Origin of the sequence: Pseudomonas sp. B23(2017) (assembly GCF_002113725.1) — a bacterium.
GTDB classification, from domain to species: domain Bacteria; phylum Pseudomonadota; class Gammaproteobacteria; order Pseudomonadales; family Pseudomonadaceae; genus Aquipseudomonas; species Aquipseudomonas putida_Z.
In genome coordinates, this window is sequence record NZ_NEJM01000006.1 from 26,273 (window position 1) to 44,647 (window position 18,375).

Here is an 18,375-nt window from a genome sequence, read left to right on the forward strand (position 1 = left end):
GCCCATGAACCTCGACACCCGCATCAAGTACCGACACCTGCTGTGCTTCCTGGAGATTGCCCGGCAGGGCAGCCTGGCCAGGGCTGCCGACATCCTGGCAATCAGCCAGCCAGCCATCTCCAAGACCCTAAAGGAACTCGAAGACCTGCTGGAAACGCGCCTGTTCGCGCGCAGCCACCAGGGCGTCGAGCTGACCCCGGCCGGTACGCGTTTCATGCGCTATGCCGGGCCCAGCGTGCAGGCCCTGCGCGATGGCGTCAGCAGCCTGCGTGGCGAGGCGCGGGCGCCCTCGCAGGTGCGCATCGGCGTGTTGTCCACGGTCGAAGGTCTGCTCATGCCCGAAGTGCTGTGCCGCCTGCACCAGCGCCATGAGGCGCTGGTGATCAGTGTTGTCACCGGGGTCAGCGCGCAGCTGCTCGGCCAGTTGCGCCTGGGCGAACTGGAACTGGTGGTCGGGCGCATGACCGACAGCCCGCAGATCCAGGGCCTGTCGTTCGAGCACCTGTACAGCGAGTCGATGAGCCTGGTGGTGCGGCCCGGCCACCCGTTGCTGGCCGGCACGCCGGTGGAGCGGGCGCAGGTGGGCCGTTACCCGTTGGTATTGCCGCCCGCAGGCACCACCATCCGCCAGCATGCCGACAGCCTGTTCGTGCAATGTGGCATCCAGATGCCCGCCCAGCGCCTGGAAACCCTGTCGCTGGCGCTGAGCCGGCGCTACCTGCTGGGCAGCGATGCCGTGTGGGTGGCGCCGCGCGATGCGGTGCTGCTCGACCTGCGCCGGGGCGAGCTGGTCGAGCTCGACCTGGGTGTGCGCGAGCCAGGCGGCTCGGTCGGCATCTGTCGCAATGCCGCCTTGCCGCAGAGCCTGCCTGGGCAGTGGGTATGCGAGGTGTTGCGCGAGGTAGCGGGGCAGTACCGAGAGGGCAGCTACCCCTGAACGCAGGTTTGGCCCTATCGCCGGCAAGCCAGTTCCCACAGGGATAGCACCTGCTTCGTGGCCTGTGGTCAACCTGTGGGAGCTGGCTTGCCGGCGATAGGGCCAGTGCAGGCTTCTCAGCATTCAGCTAAATAAATCCCCCGCAAAACCGGGCAAAGGCGCCGCAACCGGTCAATACTGGCCAGTGGCTGCACATCCTTTGATGAATAAGCGTTTAACTACTGAACTTCCTTACCAAAACCCGCTCCTATGCCGGTAGCCATTGGTCATGGCCGCCTGCTAAGCTCGCGGCTTTACCCTGATTGCCCTTTTGGCGCATGAACAAGGAAATAGCATGAAACAGCATCGTTTGGCGGCTGCGGTTGCCCTGGTAGGCCTGGTACTGGCTGGCTGTGATCAACAGACCAGCAGCCCCGAGCTGAAGACTCCGGCACAGAAAGCCTCCTACGGTATCGGCCTGAACATGGGCAAGAGCCTGGCTCAGGAAGGCATGGAAGACCTTGATTCGAAAGCAGTCGCCCTCGGCATCGAAGACGCCGTTGGCAAGAAGGAACAGCGCATCAAGGACGAAGAGCTGGTAGAGGCCTTCACCGCGCTGCAGAAGCGTGCCGAAGAGCGCCTGGCCAAGGCCAGCGAAGAAGCCGCCTCCGCCGGCAAGAAGTTCCTCGAGGAAAACGCCAAGAAACCAGGCGTGGTCACCACTGCCTCGGGCCTGCAGTACGAAGTGGTCAAGAAGGCCGACGGCCCGCAGCCCAAGGCGACCGACGTGGTCACCGTCCACTACGAAGGCAAGCTGATCGATGGCAAGGTGTTCGACAGCTCCGTCGAGCGCGGCAGCCCGATCGACCTGCCGGTCAGCGGCGTGATCCCGGGTTGGGTCGAAGGCCTGCAGCTGATGCACGTCGGCGAGAAGTACAAGCTGTTCATCCCGGCTGAACTGGCCTATGGTGCGCAGAGCCCAAGCCCGCTGATCCCGGCCAACTCGGTACTGGTATTCGACCTGGAACTGATCGCCATCAAGGACCCGGCCCAGCTGCAAGGCGCCGAGCCGGAAGCGGAAGCTCCTGCCGAGGCCCCGGCCGAAGCGCCTGCCAAGTAACACTGGCTGGCCCACGCAAAACGCCCCGTCCTGACGGGGCGTTTTCGTTTGTGCCGGGTAGTTGGACGAACCTGCAACTGCTGATACTGTCCGAGGAAATGCAGCGTGAAGAAGCAGAATGCTTCTGACGCAAACCGTTTGCGGCGTACGCACCCAAGGTGTGAAACGACTGTGTAAAAAACGCCCGATCTGACCGGGGCCCTTGCCTGGCAGGCACCTGGGGTCGGAAACGTCGCCCTGTTCACAAGGTTATCCACAATAAATGTGGATAACCTTTTCCTCTTGGAGGCTCCATGAGCGCACCCTGGAATTTCGCCCGTTTCCTGCCCTTGGCCGAGCGCCTGCTCAGCCGTGGCCGGTTGCCGGCCTTGCTGTTTGCGGTAGCCCGCAAAGGCCCGCGCATCGGCCAGTTGCGTGAAGACGTGAAGCTGCTGCAGTCGCTGTGCCTGGCCTGGTGGCGCGGCGAGTACCGCGCCATCAGCCCCAAGGCGCTGGTCACCATCGTCGCCGGGCTGCTGTATTTCGTCAGCCCCATCGACGCCATCCCCGATTGGCTGCTGGGCGTGGGTTTCCTCGACGACATTGCGGTGCTGGGTTGGGTGCTGAAGACCGTGGCCGACGAACTGGCGCGCTTCAAGGCCTGGCGCGACAGCCAGGCGCCCGAACGGCTGCGCGTGGTCGAGCGCCTGCCGGCCACGCCCGAAGCGCTGCGGTTGGAACGCAACACGCAGTGAAACTGGCCGCAACCGCAGCGCAACTGCACAGACCCCAGAGTTGGTAATATAATTGGCATAAGGGTTATGCCTACGGATTACATGCTGTAATCCTTTTTAAAGGGGTTTGTAATGGGTATTCAGGTCATCAGCCGGGACGGTCAACCCGAGTACGCCGTCGTTCCCTGGGAACAGTACCAGGCACTGCTCAAGGCCGCAGGGCAGGCACCTGCCGAGGTGGTTGCCAGTGAAGCGCAGGGCGATGCAGCCAGTGCGCCATTGCCGGCCTTCAGCGAAGTGGCACAGATTCGCCAGGCCAAGGGCATTGCCCCTGAGCAACTGGCGCGCAATGTCGGGGTAAGCCCGGCTTACCTGGCCATGATCGAATCGGGCGAACGCCAGCCGGATGCTGCCATCCGCCGAGCCCTGGCCTGGCATCTGGGGGTGGCTGGCTGGAGCGAGCCATCATGAGCCAGGTCAGGATCAGCCGTCAGCACTGGGATAACCTGCTGGGCGAGCTTGACCTGGCCCGTCGTCAACGTCACTTGCTGACGTATCGAGCGCTCATCGAGCGCTTGCAGTTGCCCAGCCCGGCCATGCAGACGCTGACAGCCGCGCTGGAGTACCTGGCGGTGCTGGATGCCCGCGCCGAGCAGCCATTGCGCAGCTCGCTGGTGATCAGCCAGGGTGCCAGCCGTTTGCCGCGTACCGGTTTTTTTGAGTGCGTTGAACGGTTGGGCCGATTTTCCGGGCCGGTGGATGGCATGGAGGCGGCGTCGTGGCATGCCTCCGAGGTCGTTCGGGTGTTCGAGTACAGCTACCCCGAAACAGCCTGATTCGTTGCCTGTTCCGGCCTCTTCGCGGGTAAACCCGCTCCCACAGGTACAACACAAGGCTCAAGACCTGTGGTGAACCTGTGGGAGCGGGTTTACCCGCGAAGAGGCCGGAACAGGCAAAGCATCTCTGTGGATCAGCCCACAAGCCCGGCCATCGGCATCCACCACCTCCAATACCTCCAGGTGCCGGTGCCGGCCAAACAACTCCAGCAACTGCCCAATCGTGGCATTGAGCCGCACCGTCGGCTGTTCGGCCAGCGGAACGTTCATCAGCGCCGGTAGCGGCCGGCTTTCGCGCACCCCCAGCTCCTGCGGCCGCCCCAGCAGGTAGCCCTGCACCAGGTCCACGCCCATCTCCACCAGCACCGCCAGCTCTTCCGCCAGCTCGATGCCTTCGGCAATTACCTGCGCCTTCGACGCCCGGGCAATCTGCAATATCGAACCGACGAATTCACGCTTGAGCGGGTCGCGGTGGATGCCGTCGATGAAATGGCGGTCGATCTTCACGTATTCGGGGCGCAGCTCCGACCACAGGCGCAGGCTCGAATAACCCGCCCCCAGATCGTCGATGGCAATCGAGAAGCCCATGTCCCGGTAGTGGTGCAGGGCATTGGACAGCAGCTGGAAGTCGTCGGTCGGGGTATGTTCGGTCAGCTCGATCACCACCCGGCTGGGCGGCAGGCCAACCTGTTCGAGCAGTTTCAGGGTCTGCCCGGAGGGGTAGTGCGGCTCCAGCAGCGATTCCGGCGAGATGTTGAGAAACAGTTTGCCCTGCAGCTGCTGTTCGCTGAAACGCCGGCAGGCGCTTTCCCGGCAGGCAGCCTCCAGCTCGGTCAGGCGGCCGGCCTGGCGGGCAATGGTAAACAGGTTCAGTGGCGCGTGCAGCGGGCTGTTGGACGGCCCTCGGCTCAATGCTTCATGGCCGAAAACCCGTTGCTCGCTCAGGCACATGATCGGCTGGAACAGACTGTGGATGCTGCGTTGAGCCAGGATGGCACTCAAGGCACTGAGCTGTTCGGCGACGGTCATGACGTATTCCTGAAAATGAAAGGGCCGGGCGTTTCCACGCCCGGCCCCTCTATTTCACGACAGCGCGATGACTGTTTGATGACAAGTGAAACTAATTTGCCATCATCGCCGCAGTGCCTTACTTCTTGGCCACCTTGGTGCTCGCACTCAGGTAGTCGATCAGGATGCGACCAGTTTCCGACAGATAGGCATCGTCTTCCGGCTTGGTGTTTTCATCCTCGGTCGGCAGCGCGTCCTCGTCCTCTTTCTTCAGCTCCTTCAGCGGCTCTTCACCCTTGGCCTTGCGGCGGATGTTCTCCAGCGCCAGCTGCTTGGCTTCGATTTCGTCGTGGCGTGCACGGCGGTCCTGCTCGTTGAGGCTGACGGTCTTCTCGTTCATCAGCTTCTGGGTCAGGGCCAGGCGGTCGCGGATGTAGGTGAACTCCGCGTCCTTGTCGCTGCGCGCTTCATGCTGCGCCTTGAGCTGGGCCAGGAACGGCTTGAACGGGTCGGCCGCCGGCTTGACCACCGGGCGGATGGTGTCCCATGGCATGGCCTCGGGCAGGGCGCTCTCGCCGATTTCCTTGGTGTCGATGATCGACGGGTAGTCGATGTCCGGCAGCACGCCCTGGTGCTGGGTGCTCTGCCCGGAAACCCGGTAGAACTTGGCCAGGGTCAGCTTCAGCTCGCCGTGGTTGAGTGGCTGGATGGTCTGCACGGTGCCCTTGCCGAAGGTCTGGCCACCGATGATCAGCGCACGGTGGTAGTCCTGCATGGCACCGGCGAAGATCTCCGAAGCCGAGGCCGACAGGCGGTTGACCAGCAGCGCCAGCGGGCCCTTGTAGAAGGCACCGGGGTTTTCGTCTTCCAGCACGTCGACACGGCCGTCGCTGTTGCGCACCAGCACGGTCGGGCCTTTCTCGATGAACAGGCTGGTCAGCTCGGTGGCTTCCTGCAGCGAGCCGCCGCCGTTGTTGCGCAGGTCGATGACCACGCCGTCGACTTTTTCTTTCTGCAGTTCGGTGAGCAGCTTCTTCACGTCCCGCGTGGTGCTCTTGTACTCCGGGTCACCGGCGCGATAGGCCTTGAAATCGAGGTAGAAGGCCGGGATCTCGATGATGCCCAGCTTGTAGTCACGCCCGTCCTGCTTGAGCTTGAGCACCGACTTCTTCGCTGCCTGCTCTTCGAGCTTCACCGCCTCGCGGGTGATCGACACGATCTTGCTGGTCTGGTCGCTAGGCGCGTTGCTGGCCGGGATGATCTCCAGGCGCACCACCGAGCCTTTCGGGCCGCGGATCAGCTTGACCACTTCGTCCAGGCGCCAGCCGACCACGTCGACCATTTCCTTGTTGCCCTGGGCCACGCCGATGATCTTGTCGGCCGGTGCCACCTGCTTGGTCTTGGCCGCCGGGCCAGCCGGCACCAGGCGCACGATCTTGACCTGGTCGTTGTCGCTTTGCAGCACTGCGCCGATGCCTTCCAGCGACAGGCTCATGTTGATGTCGAAGTTTTCCGCGTTGTCCGGCGACAGGTAGTTGGTGTGTGGGTCGTAGGACTGGGCGAAGGTGTTGATGTAGGCCTGGAAGATGTCCTCGGCACGGGTCTGGTCCAGGCGCGACAGCTGGTTCTTGTAGCGCTTGGTCAGGGTTTCCTGGATTTGCTTGGGCTCCTTGCCGGCGATCTTCTGGCGCAGCACTTCGTCCTTGACGCGTTTGCGCCACAAGTCGTCGAGCTCGGCCTGGTCCTTCATCCACGGGGCATCCTTGCGGTCGATCAGCAAGGTTTCCTTGGCGTTGAAGTCGATCTTGTCCACGCCCTTGTTCAGCTCGGCCAGGGCGAAGTCCAGGCGTTGCTTGACGCGGTCCAGGTAGCGTTTGTAGATGGTGAAGCCCGGGTCCAGGTTACCGCTCTTGAGGAAATCGTCGAATTGCGTTTTCCATTTGTCGAATTCGGCGATGTCGGCAGCGGTGAAGTAGCTGCGCGCCGGGTCCAGCAGCTTGATGTAGCTGTCATAGATGATGACCGAACGGGCGTCGTCCAGCGGCGGCTTGCTGTAGTGGTGGCGCTTGAGCAATTCCACCACGTTGAGGCTGGCGACGATCTCGTCGCGGTCCGGCTGCAGGCTGTCCCACTTGTTGGCGGCCGCCGCATTGCCGCCGAGCGTGAGGCTGCCCAGGCCGATCATCAGGGCCAGGGCGGTGCTTGGGAGGAAATGCTTCATGCTGATTCGACGTGGAGGCAATTGATCACGCATAGTAGGCCGTCTTATCCGTTCGCCGGTTCCATGGGAGCCGGGCGCATACTGCAAAAAGCCTGGGACATGCTCACCCAGGCTCGGTCATATGATTCAACTATGGAGGCACTGTGAAGGCATTGCAAGGCGTTGACGGACATGTGGCTTGGGTCGAGGCGCAGCGCCCGACCTGTGACGCTGGCCAGGTGCGTATTCGCGTGGCCGCAGCGGGGCTGAACCGCGCCGATCTGCTGCAGATGAAAGGTTTGTATCCACCACCACCAGGCGCCAGCCCCTACATGGGCCTGGAGTGCGCCGGGGTGATCGAGGAAGTGGGTGCCGGTGCCGACTGGCGGGTGGGTGACCGGGTGTGCGCGCTGCTGGCAAGCGGCGCCATGGCCGAGGAAGTGGTGGTGGATGCCCGCCACGTGCTGCCTGTGCCCGAAGGCCTGAGCCTGCACGAGGCGGCGGCGTTGCCGGAGGTGTATGCCACTGCCTGGCTGAACATCTTCCAGCTGGGTGGCGTTAAAGCTGGCGAGAAAGTGCTGGTGCACGCTGGCGCCAGCGGCGTTGGCTCGGCCGCCATCCAGCTGTGCAAGGCATTCGGCAGCCCGGTGTGGGTCAGCGTCGGTTCGCAGGACCGCCTGGCCTACTGCGAGGCGCTGGGCGCCGCCGGCGGTGTGGTACGCAACGAGAACCTGGAGGCGCTGGAAGGTTTCGGCCCGTTCGATGTGATTCTCGACCCGGTGGGCGCCAGCTACGGCGAGCTCAACCTCAAGCTGCTGGCGCGTGACGGGCGCTGGGTGATCATCGGCCTGATGGGCGGGCGCAAGTTCGAGCTGGACCTGGCACAGGTACTGGGCAAGCGCCTGGAGATTACCGGCTCCACGCTGCGCAACCGCGATGACAGCTTCAAGGCCGAGTTGCTGCGCGATTTGCAGCAGCAGGTTTGGCCGCTGTTTGCCGAAGGGCGCCTGTCGCCGCAGCTGGTGGATACCTACCCGGTGGAGTTTGCCCAGGCGGCGTATGCCGAGCTTGAGACCAACCAGGTGTCGGGCAAGCTGGTGATGGTGATCGACCCTAGCCTGGCGTAGGCAGGCCTGGCCCCTTCGCGGGTGAACCCGCTCCCACAGGGATTACCACAGGCTTGAAAACTGTGTGGTCCCTGTGGGAGCGGGTTTACCCGCGAAAGGGCCGGTGCAGGCAATGCGATGACCTCAGGCCCAGCTCAGGATCGGCCACTTGTTGATCTCGGCATGCTCCCGCAACACCGCATCCGGGTTCACCACATGCGGATGATCCACCTTCAACAACAGCGGCAAATCGTTCCGCGAGTCGGAATAGAAACTCGCCCCCTCCAGGTTCTCCTGCTCCTGGTCCAGCCACTCCAGCAACCGCGTGATCTTCCCTTCGCGATAGGTCAGCACCCCATGGGTCTTGCCGGTATAAACCCCGTTCACCGCCTCCAGTTCGATCGCCAGGTACTCGTCCACCCCCAGCCGCGCCGCAATCGGCCCGACCAGGTGCGTACCCGACGCCGAAATGATCAGGATGCGATCACCGCGCTTGCGGTGCTCGGCAATGCAGCGGCAGGCGTCGCCGTAGATGATCGGCTCGATCACCTCTTCGACCCAAGGCGCCACCAGGTGCTCGACCTCTTCCAGGGTGCGCCCGGCAATCGGCTCCAGGCTGAAGGCCATGTAGTCCTCCATCTGCAGGTGGCCCTTGCCATAGGCCTCCATCAACTCATGGTCGCGGCGCAGGAAGTCCTTGCCGTCGACCCAGCCCAGCCGGGCCATCTGCTCGCTCCACAGCGACGCGCAGTCGCCGTGGATCAGGGTTTCGTCCAGATCGAAAATTGCCAGTGCCATGGTGTTGATTCTCCTTAGGCCACTTCTCGTAGCGCCGTGGGGTCGATCGACAAGCTTACCCGTTGCCCGTCCGCGTGCAGGTCGGACGGTGAGCGGTTGAGCACGTCGACCACCAGTTCCACCTCGCGCACCCGCACCCGGTAGCGGATCACATTGCCCAGCAGGCTGTGGCTGCGCACTTCGGCGTCCAGTTCGCCGTTGATGCCCAGGGTGATCGACTCGGGGCGGATCGCCAGGCGGCTGGCCACCGGGCGCTGCAGCAGGCGGCTGGCGCTGTCGGCGTCGAGCAGGTTGTAGTTGCCGATGAAGCCGGCGGCAAACAGGTCCACCGGCGCGGTGTAGAGGGTTTCGGCATCGCCGCTCTGGACGATGCGGCCCTGGTTCATCAGGAAGATGCGGTCGGACATGGTCAGCGCTTCTTCCTGGTCGTGGGTGACGAAGATGGTGGTCAGCCCCAGCTCGCGCTGGATGGCGCGGATCTGCTCGCGCAGGTGCTTGCGGATGCGCGCATCCAGCGCCGACAGCGGCTCGTCGAGCAGCAGCAGGCGCGGGCGGGTGACCAGCGAACGGGCCAGGGCCACGCGCTGGCACTGGCCGCCGGACAACTGGTGCGGGTAGCGCCCGGCGAAGTTGCCCAGCTCCACCAGCTCCAGCGCCTCGCGTACCCGGGCCTGGCTTTCTTCGGCCTTGACCTTCTGCATGCGCAGGCCGAAGGCGACGTTCTGCTCCACGGTCATGTTGGGGAACAGCGCATAGCTCTGGAACACCATGCCGATACCGCGCTTTTGCGGGCTCAGCGGTACGATGTCATGGCCGTCGAGCAGTATCTGACCGCTGTCCACCGGGGTCAGCCCGGCGATGCAGCGCAGCAGCGTGGACTTGCCGCAACCGGACGGGCCAAGCAGGGTAACGAACTCGCCGCGTTCGATACGGCAGTCGATGTTCTCGAACACCGGGCTGCCGGCGTAGCTTTTTTGCAGTTTCTGTACGCTGACGAAGCTCATGTCAGGTCTTGTCCTTGTTCAGGCGGTTGGCGACCCAAGTCAGTACCAGCACGAAGGCGAAGTACGAGATCACCAGCGCGCTGTTGAAGTGGCCGCTGCTGTTGCGCATGTTGTTCAGGTACACCTGGAGGGTCTCGTAGCGGGTGCCGACCAGGAGGTTGGCGAACACGAACTCGCCAAACAAGAACGAGAACGACAGCAGCAGAGCCACCATCAGGCCCTTGCGCAGGTTCGGCAGCACTACCAGCAGCGCCGCCTGCCAGGTGCTGGCGCCCAGCAGCTGGGCGGCGTCCATCAGGTCGCGCAGGTTGATCGCCTGCAGGTTGTTGGTGATGGCCCGGTACATGAACGGCAGGGCAATGGTGAAGTAGCAGCCGATCAGGATCCACGGCGTGCCGACCATGGCCATGGGCCCGCTGCCATACAGCTGCAGCAGCCCCACCGACGACACCACCGGCGGCACCGCGAACGGCAGCAGGATGAGGATGTTCATCAGCGCGTCGAGCCTGGGGAAGTGGTAGTGCACCACGAACAGCAGCGGCAGGATCAGCACCACCGACAGCAGCAGCGCGCCCAGGCACACCAGCAGCGACTGGCCGAAGGCAGCCAGGAAGCGCGGCTCGCTCCACAGCGCGATGTACCACTTGAAGGTCAGGCCGCTGGGCAGCAGGCTGGCCGACCAACTGGTGGCCAGCGAGTAGAGCAGGGTGCCGGCCAGCGGCAGCAGCAGGATGAGGAACAGCAGGTAGACCACGGCGCGGTGGTACCAGCCGCCGGAACGGGCGTCAGCGCGCATGGTAGCTCCTTTTCAGCAGCCATTGATGCACCACCGTGACCAGCGTCATCAGCCCCACCAAAACCATCGCCAGGGCGCTGGCCAGGTTGGGATCGAGGCTGATGTCACCGGCCACCAGGCCGGCGATGCGGATCGGCAGTACGTTGAAGTTGCCGGTGGTCAGCGCGTACACGGTGGCATAGGCACCGAGCGCGTTGGCCAACAGGATGACGAAGGTGCCCAGCAGTGCCGGGGTCAGCACCGGCAGGCCGATGTGCCGCCAGAATTGCCAGTGGTTGGCGCCCAGCAGCGCGGCCGACTCGCGCCAGTCTTCACGCAGGGCGTCGAACGCGGGGTACAGCAGCAACACGCCAAGCGGGATCTGGAAGTAGGTGTACACCAGGATCAGCCCGCTCTTGGAATAGATGCTGAAGTCCTCCAGCAGGCCGACCTGCTTCAGCAACAGGGTCAGCGCGCCGTTGAAACCGAGCAGGATGATGAAGGCGAAGGCCAGCGGCACCCCGGCGAAGTTGCTGGTCATGTTGGCGAAGGCGCTGACGAAGTCGCGCAGCTTCGAGTCCACCTGGCGCAGCGAATAGGCGCCGAGAGTGGCGATGACGATGCCGAAAAGGCTCGACCAGAAGCTGATCTCCAGGCTGCGTTGCAGGGCCTGCAGGTAGAACTTCGAGGCGAATACCTTGCTGAAGTTGTCCACGCCCCAACCCGCTTCCGATTGCAGGCTGTTGATCGCCACCCAGGCCAGCGGGGCGATCTGGAAGATGACGAAGAACACGGCGAACGGTAGCAGGCAGAGCAGGGCCAGGTAGCGGCCACGGGCGCTGCTGCTCTTGGGTGTGGTCACTTCAGCAGCTCCCGGCAGACGCTCTTGTCATGCGGTGCGCCGAGCAGCTCGCAGATGGTCCCGCACAGCTCGGTCTGCAGCGGTTTGGCCGCAGGGTCAAGGCTGAAGGCATCGCCGAAGACGAACAGTGGCACTTCGCGCTCCTCGGTCAGCAGGCCATTGTGCGAGCGGTCGTTGTTCATGCCGTGGTCGGCGGTGACCAGTACCTGGTAGCCCTCTTCGAGCCAGCCTGGCAGGTAGTCGGCCAGCAGGATGTCGGCGCTGCGCGCGGCGTTGCGGTACTGGCTGCTGTCCAGGCCGTGATGGTGGCCGACATCGTCGATGCTCATCGGGTGCACCAGCAGGAAGTTGGGGGCGTGGCGGCGGCGCAGGTATTCGCCATCGGCCAGCAGGTGCGAATCGGGGTAACGGTCGTCCCAGTAGAACAGCCCGTGCTGGATCGGCAGTTTCGGTGCGTGGGTATGGCGGTCGCGCTGCGGGTCGAAGGGCGAGCGGTTGTACAGCTCGCTCATCCAGTGATAGGCCGCCGCCGCAGTGCCCAGGTTGGCCTCGCGGGCGTAGTGGAACACGCTGCGCTGGTTGGACAGGCGGTTGACGTTGTTGTGCACGATGCCGCTGTCGATCGGCGGCACACCGGTGAGGATGCACTCGTACAGCGGCCGCGACAGCGACGGTAGTTCGCATTCCACGCGGTACAGCGCGGCACGGTCGGCCTCGACGTAGGCGTGCAGGTGGCCCATGGCGTGGTGGGCGACCTGATAGTTGAGGCCGTCGAGCAGGACCAGGATGACGTTGTGTTGCATGGTGGCTCCAGTCATAAACCGCGTTGCCTTCATCGCCGGCAAGCCAGCTCCCACAGGTCTACCACAGGATTCAGACCCAGTGGGGTACCTGTGGGAGCTGGCTTGCCGGCGATGAGGCCTGTTCAGGCGCTACAGAAGATAGCCCCTTACTCCATCTCGATGATCACCTGCTCCTGCCACATCTGCGGCAGTTTCTTCGAGCTCGCTTCCCAGGCCTCGGCGTTCTTGATCGGCTGTGCGGCCTTGTACTGTTCGTTGGGCAGCAGCTTGGCCTGTACATCGTCCGGCAGCTTCAGGTGCTCGGCACGGATCGGCCGCGCATGCCCCTTGGCCAGGTTGATCTGCCCGGCGTCGCTGAAGATGTATTCACGCGTCAGCTTGGCCGCGTTCGGGTGCTTGGCGTACTTGTTGATGACGGTGGTATAGCCGGAGATCACCGAGCCATCCGACGGGATCAGCACTTCGAAACGCTTGGGGTCGATCTGTTCACGGTAGCTCAGGCCGTTGAAGTCCCACACCACGCCCACTTCCACCTCGCCCTTCTCCAGGGTCTGGATGGTCGGGTTGGCCAGCGACAGGCGCTTCTGCTGGGCCAGCTTGGTGAACAGTTGCAGGCCCGGTGCCAGGTTGGTCTCGTCACCCTTGTAGGCGATCGCCGCAGCCAGCACGCCGTTGGCGGCCTGGGCAGCGGTGCCGACGTCACCGATGGCGACCTTGTACTTGCCTTTTTCCAGGTCATGCCAGGAGGTTGGCCGCTCGCCTTCCTTGACCAGGTCCTTGTTGATGATGAAGGCGATGGTGCCGGTATAGGCCAGCGCCCAGTGGCCGTCCTTGTCCTTGGCCCAGGTCGGCACCTGGTCCCAGGTGCTCGGCTTGTACGCCTGGCTCACGCCCTTGCTCACGGCGATCGGGCCGAAGGCGGCACCCACGTCGCCGATGTCGGCGCTGGCGTTGTCCTTCTCGGCTTCGAACTTGGCGATTTCCTGGGCCGAGCTCATGTCGGTGTCGCTGTGCTTGAGGCCGTACTTGCTGGCCAGGTCTTCCCAGGTGCCTTTCCAGTTGGCCCAGGCATCGGGCATGCCCACGCTGTTGACGTTGCCTTCCTTGCGGGCGGCGTCTTCCAGGGCCTTGAGGTCGGTATCGGCGGCCATGGCCGTGGTACACAGGGCGATGGCCGAACCGAGCAGTGACGCCATGAACAACTTTTTCATCCGAAGCTCCTTGGGTGGGTGCCTTTAGCGATGGTTGTTATGAGTGAAGCCGTTGTCTGGTGACCGTTGGTCTAGGTCAGCAAACCTTGAGCCAAGGTAGGCTGCTTGCGTGACAGTTTGATGTAGGGAAGGGCCGGTGAAGGCCCTGAAGCTACAGCGTAGACCACGCAGCCGCCCCGGTTCTGCTGGGTTGGCGCGTTTCTGGCAGTGTCTGGCCAAAGCCTTTGTCACAGGATGGTCATCAGCCCTGCCTAGGCTTGCACTATTCTCCAAGTGCCCTGTTCTGGGGCTGGACTAGTCCAGATAGGTAACCTTTGATGCAGTCGATGCCACCGCGTGCGGTAACAGCCATCTGTCACGCTCTGCAGGAGCAGATCGAGCACGGCCTGCTGGCGCCGGGCGGCAAGCTGCCGGCCGAGCGCAAGCTCAGCGAGGTGTTCGATACCACGCGCATTACCCTGCGTGAGGCGCTGGTGCAGCTCGAAGCCCAGGGGCTGATCTACCGCGAAGAGCGTCGCGGCTGGTTCGTCGCGCCCGAACGGCTGACCTACGACCTGATCGAGCGCAGCCACTTCCATGCCATGGTCCGCGACCAGGGGCGGGTACCCAGTACCGAACTGTTGTCGGCGCGGCTGCAGCCGGCCTCGGCGGCCATCTGTGCGCGCTTGCAGCTGCCGGCGTTGTCCAGTGTGGTGCGTATCTGCCGGTTACGGCGGATCGATGGGCGGGCAGTGCTGTATGCCGAGCACTACCTCAACCCCCGGTACTTCCCGGAGATTCTCGAACAGGACCTGGCCCAGTCGCTGACCGAGATTTATGGGCGGGTGTATGGCATCCAGTATGGGCAGGTGTGCTTCGAGATCTTGCCGACGGCGTTGCCGGTGGAGGCGGCCAGTGCCTTGAAGGTGTCGGCGGGAAGCCCAGGGCTGCATATCACCCGGGTCAACAGTGACCAGCATGGACACCTGATCGACTGTGACCTGGAGTATTGGCGGCATGATGCCATCCGCATTCGCGCCCAGGCGGGTTGATCATGGTTTTTGGGGCTGCTTTGCAGCCCATCGCGACACAAGGCCGCTCCTACAGGGGAGCGCGTACTTCCTGTAGGAGCGGCCTTGTGTCGCGATGGGGCGCGAAGCGGCCCTAGTTCGATACGGCGTTGCCATCTGCCATCGTGCCACCAGCCGCCGTCACCACCTGCACCGACAACCGTGGCGTAGCCAAATCCAGCCCGGCCTCATCCAGCTGCCGCTTCAACGCCAGGTTGAACGCCCGCGACACTTCCCACTGCTTGATCGGCGCAGTCTTGAACCGCGCCCGCAAGATCGCCGACCCCGACTCGAAGCTCTCCACCCCCTGCAGCTCCAGCGGCGACCAGATGTTGCGGCGCATCAGCGGGTCGTTGCGCAGCTTCTGCCCCACTTCGCGAATCAGCGTGATCGCTTGGTCGATGTTCATGCTGTGCGGGATCGCCACGCGGAAGATCGCGTAGCCGAACTCGCGCGAGTAGTTCTTGATGCTCTTGATCTCGCTGAACGGGATGGTATGCACGATGCCGTCGATGTCACGCAGGCGCACGGTACGGATGGTCAGCCCCTCCACCGTGCCCAGGTGCCCACCCACATCCACGTAGTCGTCGATGGCCAGCGAGTCCTCGATGATGATGAACAGCCCGGTGATCAGGTCGGCCACCAGCGACTGCGCACCAAAGCCGATGGCCAGGCCGATCACACCGGCACCCGCCAGCAGCGGGGTGACGTTCATGCCCATGTTGGCCAGGGCGACGATCACCGCGATGATGAAGATGACCACGAACATCACGTTGCGGATCAACGGCATCATGGTTTGCGCGCGGGCGTTGGCCAGGCCTCGGCGCGAGCGCACCAGGGCGTGGTGCACGGCGGTGTCGGCAAGGATCCACACCAGCCACGCGACGATCAGCGTGCCGGCCAGGCCCAGCAGGCGCACGCTTATGTCGTGGCCGTCGCCCTCGGCGAAGCTGATCATCGACAGGCCCCACACGCGCAGCCCCAACTCGATGAACACCAGCCAGATGAACAGGTGCACCAGCAGGTAACCGAAGTTGCGCAGGCGCTCGGCGTACACCGCCTGGCGCTTGTTGGCGCGCTTGGGGTTGGCTGCGTGGCGGCGCACCAGGCCGTTGAGCACCATGCACACCACCACCAGCACCGTGCACATCAGCGACTGGCGCAGGGCGGTGCTGGTGTCGCCGGCCGAGATGAAGGTAGCGAACAGCGAAATCGCCACCAGGATCAGTGCCGGCACGAACCAGAAGCTGCCGAGGATCTCGATGGTGTCGCTGAGGGTGCGTCGGGTCAGGCGCCGTGACAGTGGCTGGTTGCGGATCAGGTGGGCGATCGGGCGGCGGAAGCGCAGGATGAACAGCCCGGTGCACAGCGCCGCAATCACGTTGGCCAGGGTGGCCAGGGCGTGGGCCAGGTGGGTGCCGAGGGCGACCATCAGGCGCGGGTCGCTCATCGCTTCGCCAAACGCGGCGAAGCTGCCGATCAGCCACAGTGGGCGGAACGCCTGGTGGCGCAGGATGTGCAGGGCGCGGTGGCGGTGGGGGCCGTCGAGCAGCGAGAAGGCGATCACGCAGATGGCCGAGAAGCAGGTGCCGACCACCAGTGCGTAGGCCAGCACCATGGCCAGCGACTTGCCCAGCGACGGCGGCAGCACGAAGCTCAGGTACACGGTGAACAACAGCGCAACCAGCCACGGGCCAAGCTTGCGCAGGGCGAAGCGCACCAGGTCCCAGGTGCGCGGGTGCTGTGGCAGTTCCTCGCTCAGGCCAAAACGCAGGCGTACCCGATGCCCGACCCAGTTGAAGGCGTAGGCCAGCACGCTCCAGACGGCAATGACGGCGGCAAAGCCGAACAGGATGGCCGGCCACTGGTGCACCGGCACCATCAACTCGGTCAGTTCGGCCTGGGCCTGTTCGATTTCCGCGGCCCAGCGATGGAACGGGCTGGCATCACCGCTGAACTGCTTTTCGAAGTCATGCAGGGCGCCGCCGATCAGGCCGAGCACGCCCTGTTCGACGGTGGGTTGCGATTGCCTGGTGGCGTCGCGCAGCTTTTTCAGGTCGGCCAGCAACTTGGCCCGCTGCTGGTCGTTTTCCAGGTTCTTGATCACCTCGTCCAGCGACTTGCCCAGCGGTTCGCTGGCCTCTGGCTGCGCGGGCGCGCTGCCACCCAGCAGGCCTGGCAGGCCCGCAGCCTGTAGCGGGGTGACAAACAGGAACAGCAGCAGGAACAGGCAACGCAGGAGGGCAGGCACTGGCAAAACTACCTCAGGTCAAACGATTGGCCGAGTGTAGAGGTTTATGACGGCAGTTTCTCGAGGATCTTCCAGCAGGTGAGGCCGAAGATGCCCAAGGTACCGATCCACATCATCAGTACGCCGATGTTGCGCTCGCGCAGGCTGAAACCGATGGTCAGCAGCATCAGGAACAGAAACACCGGCACGAACAGGGACAGGAACGGGGACATGGACAGCAATCCTTTTGCAGTGGGGCCATGTAACAAGCATAGCGGGTAGCGGGCGAAGCGGGATTGACCTTGAGCAGGTGCAAGCAGGCCCGGCCTCTTCGCGGGTGAACCCGCTCCCACAGGAACTGTGCGGTACCTGTGGGAGCGGGTTTACCCGCGAAGAGGCCGGGCCTGCTTGCATCAAGGCATCAGGGCAACTCGCGGCAACGGTAGAAGGCGCTCAGCACCTTCACCAGGTGCGCCAGGTCATGGCTACCGCACAGCTCGCGAATCGAATGCATGGCAAAGGTCGGCAAGCCGATATCCACCGTACGCACGCCCAGGTGGCTGGCTGCAATTGGCCCAATGGTCGAGCCACAGCCCATGTCGCTGCGTACCACGAAGCTTTGCACCGGCACTTCCTCGGCCATGCACAGGTGGCGGAAGAACCCGGCGGTTTCGCTGTTGGTAGCGTAGCGCTGGTTGTTGTTCACCTTGATTACCGGCCCGGCGTTGAGCTTGGGCCCGTGGTTGCCGTCGTGCTTGTCGGCGTAGTTGGGGTGCACGCCGTGGGCGTTGTCGGCCGACACCATCAGCGAGCGCTGGATGGTGCGCACGTAGGCGTCGCCATCCGGCAGCAGGCGTTGCAGGGTCTGCTCCAGCATCGGGCCGTCGGCGCCACAGGCCGAGCAGCTGCCGACTTCTTCATGGTCGTTGCACACCAGTACGCAGGTTTCGTCGCTGTCGGCGGCCAGCAGGGCCTGCAGGCCGGCGTAGCACGACAACAGGTTGTCCAGGCGCGCACCGGCGATGAAGTCGCCGTTCAGGCCGACCAGCGCGGCGTCCTGGGTGTCGTAGAAGCTCAGCTCGTAATCCAGCACCACATCGGCGATCAGTTCGTGCTCGCGAGCCAGTTGCTCGGTGAGCAGGGCGCGGAAGTCGATGCGTTCGTCACCCGCTACCTGGGCCAGAATCGGCGGCAGCTCGTTCTGCGGGTTGATCGCCCAGCCTTCGTTGGCGGTGCGGTTGAGATGGATCGCCAGGTTGGGGATGACCGCGATCGGCAGCTTGAAGTCGATCAGCTGGCTTTCGACCTTGCCGTCACGGCGGTAGGTGACCCGGCCGGCCAGCGACAGGTCGCGGTCGAACCATGGCGCCAGCAGGGCGCCGCCATACACTTCGACGCCCAGCTGCAGGAAGCCCTGGCGCTGCAGCTCGGGCTGCGGCTTGACCCGCAGGCACGGGCTGTCGGTGTGGGCGCCGACCATGCGGATACCGTTCAGCAACGGTGCCTGCTTGCCCAGCTTGATGGCGATGATCGACGAGTCGTTGCGGGTGACGTAGTAGCGGCCGCCAGGCACTGTGGCCCAGCTGTCGCGCTCGTCCAGGCGCTGGTAGCCGGCAGCTTCCAGGCGCTGGGCCAGGCTGGCGGTGGCGTGGAAGGGCGTGGGGGAGGCCTTGAGGAAGTCGATAAGGCCAGAATTCAGTACGTCGCGCATAGCTCACTCCAGACAGCAGTGGCGCGAGTTTAG

Annotated in this window: 18 protein-coding genes; 7 read left to right on the forward strand and 11 right to left on the reverse strand. The window is 64.0% G+C overall.

The features are described from left to right. The first annotated feature begins 4 nt into the window (after window positions 1–4). From pcaQ to CAG46_RS11870, 5 genes are all read left to right on the forward strand, one after another. Window positions 5–937 (forward strand): pca operon transcription factor PcaQ, encoded by a 933-nt coding sequence (gene pcaQ, locus CAG46_RS11850; protein WP_085617646.1) that lies wholly within the window; start codon window positions 5–7, stop codon window positions 935–937. A gap of 334 nt (window positions 938–1,271) precedes the next feature. Further along, complete coding sequence (locus tag CAG46_RS11855; RefSeq protein WP_003257347.1) at window positions 1,272–2,036, forward strand: FKBP-type peptidyl-prolyl cis-trans isomerase; 765 nt, start codon at window positions 1,272–1,274, stop codon at window positions 2,034–2,036. A gap of 293 nt (window positions 2,037–2,329) precedes the next feature. Then, window positions 2,330–2,770 carry a YkvA family protein gene (locus tag CAG46_RS11860; RefSeq protein WP_015269270.1) on the forward strand — a complete coding sequence of 147 codons (441 nt, stop codon included), beginning with the start codon at window positions 2,330–2,332 and terminating at the stop codon, window positions 2,768–2,770. A 111-nt stretch (window positions 2,771–2,881) separates the two neighbouring features. Further along, window positions 2,882–3,220, forward strand: a complete 339-nt coding sequence (locus CAG46_RS11865) for a helix-turn-helix transcriptional regulator (RefSeq protein ID WP_039614580.1) — start codon at window positions 2,882–2,884, stop codon at window positions 3,218–3,220. Continuing rightward, window positions 3,217–3,585, forward strand: coding sequence for a hypothetical protein (locus CAG46_RS11870; protein WP_013971408.1), 369 nt, complete (start codon window positions 3,217–3,219; stop codon window positions 3,583–3,585). Before CAG46_RS11865 ends, CAG46_RS11870 begins: the two co-directional genes overlap by 4 nt. A gap of 60 nt (window positions 3,586–3,645) precedes the next feature. Here CAG46_RS11870 and CAG46_RS11875 read toward each other — a convergent pair whose 3' ends face one another. Further along, window positions 3,646–4,614: an EAL domain-containing protein gene (locus CAG46_RS11875; RefSeq protein ID WP_085617648.1), complete on the reverse strand. Its 969-nt coding sequence runs from the start codon at window positions 4,612–4,614 to the stop codon at window positions 3,646–3,648. Between the two features lie 118 nt (window positions 4,615–4,732). Continuing rightward, complete coding sequence (locus tag CAG46_RS11880) at window positions 4,733–6,814, reverse strand: carboxy terminal-processing peptidase (RefSeq protein WP_162276774.1); 2,082 nt, start codon at window positions 6,812–6,814, stop codon at window positions 4,733–4,735. A 143-nt stretch (window positions 6,815–6,957) separates the two neighbouring features. Between CAG46_RS11880 and CAG46_RS11885 the strand changes: the two genes are divergently transcribed. Further along, window positions 6,958–7,920 (forward strand): NAD(P)H-quinone oxidoreductase, encoded by a 963-nt coding sequence (locus CAG46_RS11885; RefSeq protein WP_085617652.1) that lies wholly within the window; start codon window positions 6,958–6,960, stop codon window positions 7,918–7,920. A 123-nt stretch (window positions 7,921–8,043) separates the two neighbouring features. On the opposite strand, the gene CAG46_RS11890 is transcribed toward CAG46_RS11885, so the two are convergent. The 6 genes from CAG46_RS11890 to CAG46_RS11915 all read right to left on the reverse strand — a co-directional run bounded on the left by CAG46_RS11890 (window position 8,044) and on the right by CAG46_RS11915 (window position 13,352). Then, on the reverse strand, window positions 8,044–8,697 hold the full coding sequence (locus CAG46_RS11890; RefSeq protein WP_085617654.1) for an HAD family phosphatase: 654 nt from the start codon (window positions 8,695–8,697) through the stop codon (window positions 8,044–8,046). Between the two features lie 14 nt (window positions 8,698–8,711). Beyond that, window positions 8,712–9,701: an ABC transporter ATP-binding protein gene (locus CAG46_RS11895; RefSeq protein WP_025338060.1), complete on the reverse strand. Its 990-nt coding sequence runs from the start codon at window positions 9,699–9,701 to the stop codon at window positions 8,712–8,714. A gap of 1 nt (window position 9,702) precedes the next feature. Next, complete coding sequence (locus tag CAG46_RS11900) at window positions 9,703–10,497, reverse strand: ABC transporter permease (RefSeq protein ID WP_085617656.1); 795 nt, start codon at window positions 10,495–10,497, stop codon at window positions 9,703–9,705. Then, entirely contained in the window at window positions 10,487–11,338 is an 852-nt protein-coding gene (locus CAG46_RS11905; protein WP_046616725.1) for an ABC transporter permease subunit, read from the reverse strand. Before CAG46_RS11905 ends, CAG46_RS11900 begins: the two co-directional genes overlap by 11 nt. After that, window positions 11,335–12,141: an alkaline phosphatase family protein gene (locus tag CAG46_RS11910; protein ID WP_025338062.1), complete on the reverse strand. Its 807-nt coding sequence runs from the start codon at window positions 12,139–12,141 to the stop codon at window positions 11,335–11,337. Before CAG46_RS11910 ends, CAG46_RS11905 begins: the two co-directional genes overlap by 4 nt. 146 nt (window positions 12,142–12,287) lie before the next feature. Continuing rightward, on the reverse strand, window positions 12,288–13,352 hold the full coding sequence (locus tag CAG46_RS11915) for an ABC transporter substrate-binding protein (RefSeq protein WP_085617658.1): 1,065 nt from the start codon (window positions 13,350–13,352) through the stop codon (window positions 12,288–12,290). A 317-nt stretch (window positions 13,353–13,669) separates the two neighbouring features. Here CAG46_RS11915 and phnR point away from each other — a divergent pair, with 317 nt between their 5' ends. Beyond that, a complete protein-coding gene (gene phnR / locus CAG46_RS11920; protein WP_025338064.1) occupies window positions 13,670–14,383 on the forward strand; it encodes a phosphonate utilization transcriptional regulator PhnR in 714 nt (237 codons plus the stop codon). A gap of 112 nt (window positions 14,384–14,495) precedes the next feature. Here phnR and CAG46_RS11925 read toward each other — a convergent pair whose 3' ends face one another. From CAG46_RS11925 to CAG46_RS11930, 3 genes are all read right to left on the reverse strand, one after another. Beyond that, the gene (locus tag CAG46_RS11925; protein ID WP_025338065.1) at window positions 14,496–16,652 is read right to left on the reverse strand and encodes a mechanosensitive ion channel family protein; all 2,157 of its coding nucleotides are present in this window, start codon (window positions 16,650–16,652) and stop codon (window positions 14,496–14,498) included. A gap of 44 nt (window positions 16,653–16,696) precedes the next feature. After that, window positions 16,697–16,864: a hypothetical protein gene (locus tag CAG46_RS28905; RefSeq protein ID WP_170929313.1), complete on the reverse strand. Its 168-nt coding sequence runs from the start codon at window positions 16,862–16,864 to the stop codon at window positions 16,697–16,699. Window positions 16,865–17,052: 188 nt separating this feature from the next. After that, window positions 17,053–18,342 carry a M18 family aminopeptidase gene (locus tag CAG46_RS11930; protein WP_025338066.1) on the reverse strand — a complete coding sequence of 430 codons (1,290 nt, stop codon included), beginning with the start codon at window positions 18,340–18,342 and terminating at the stop codon, window positions 17,053–17,055. Window positions 18,343–18,375: the final 33 nt, after the last annotated feature.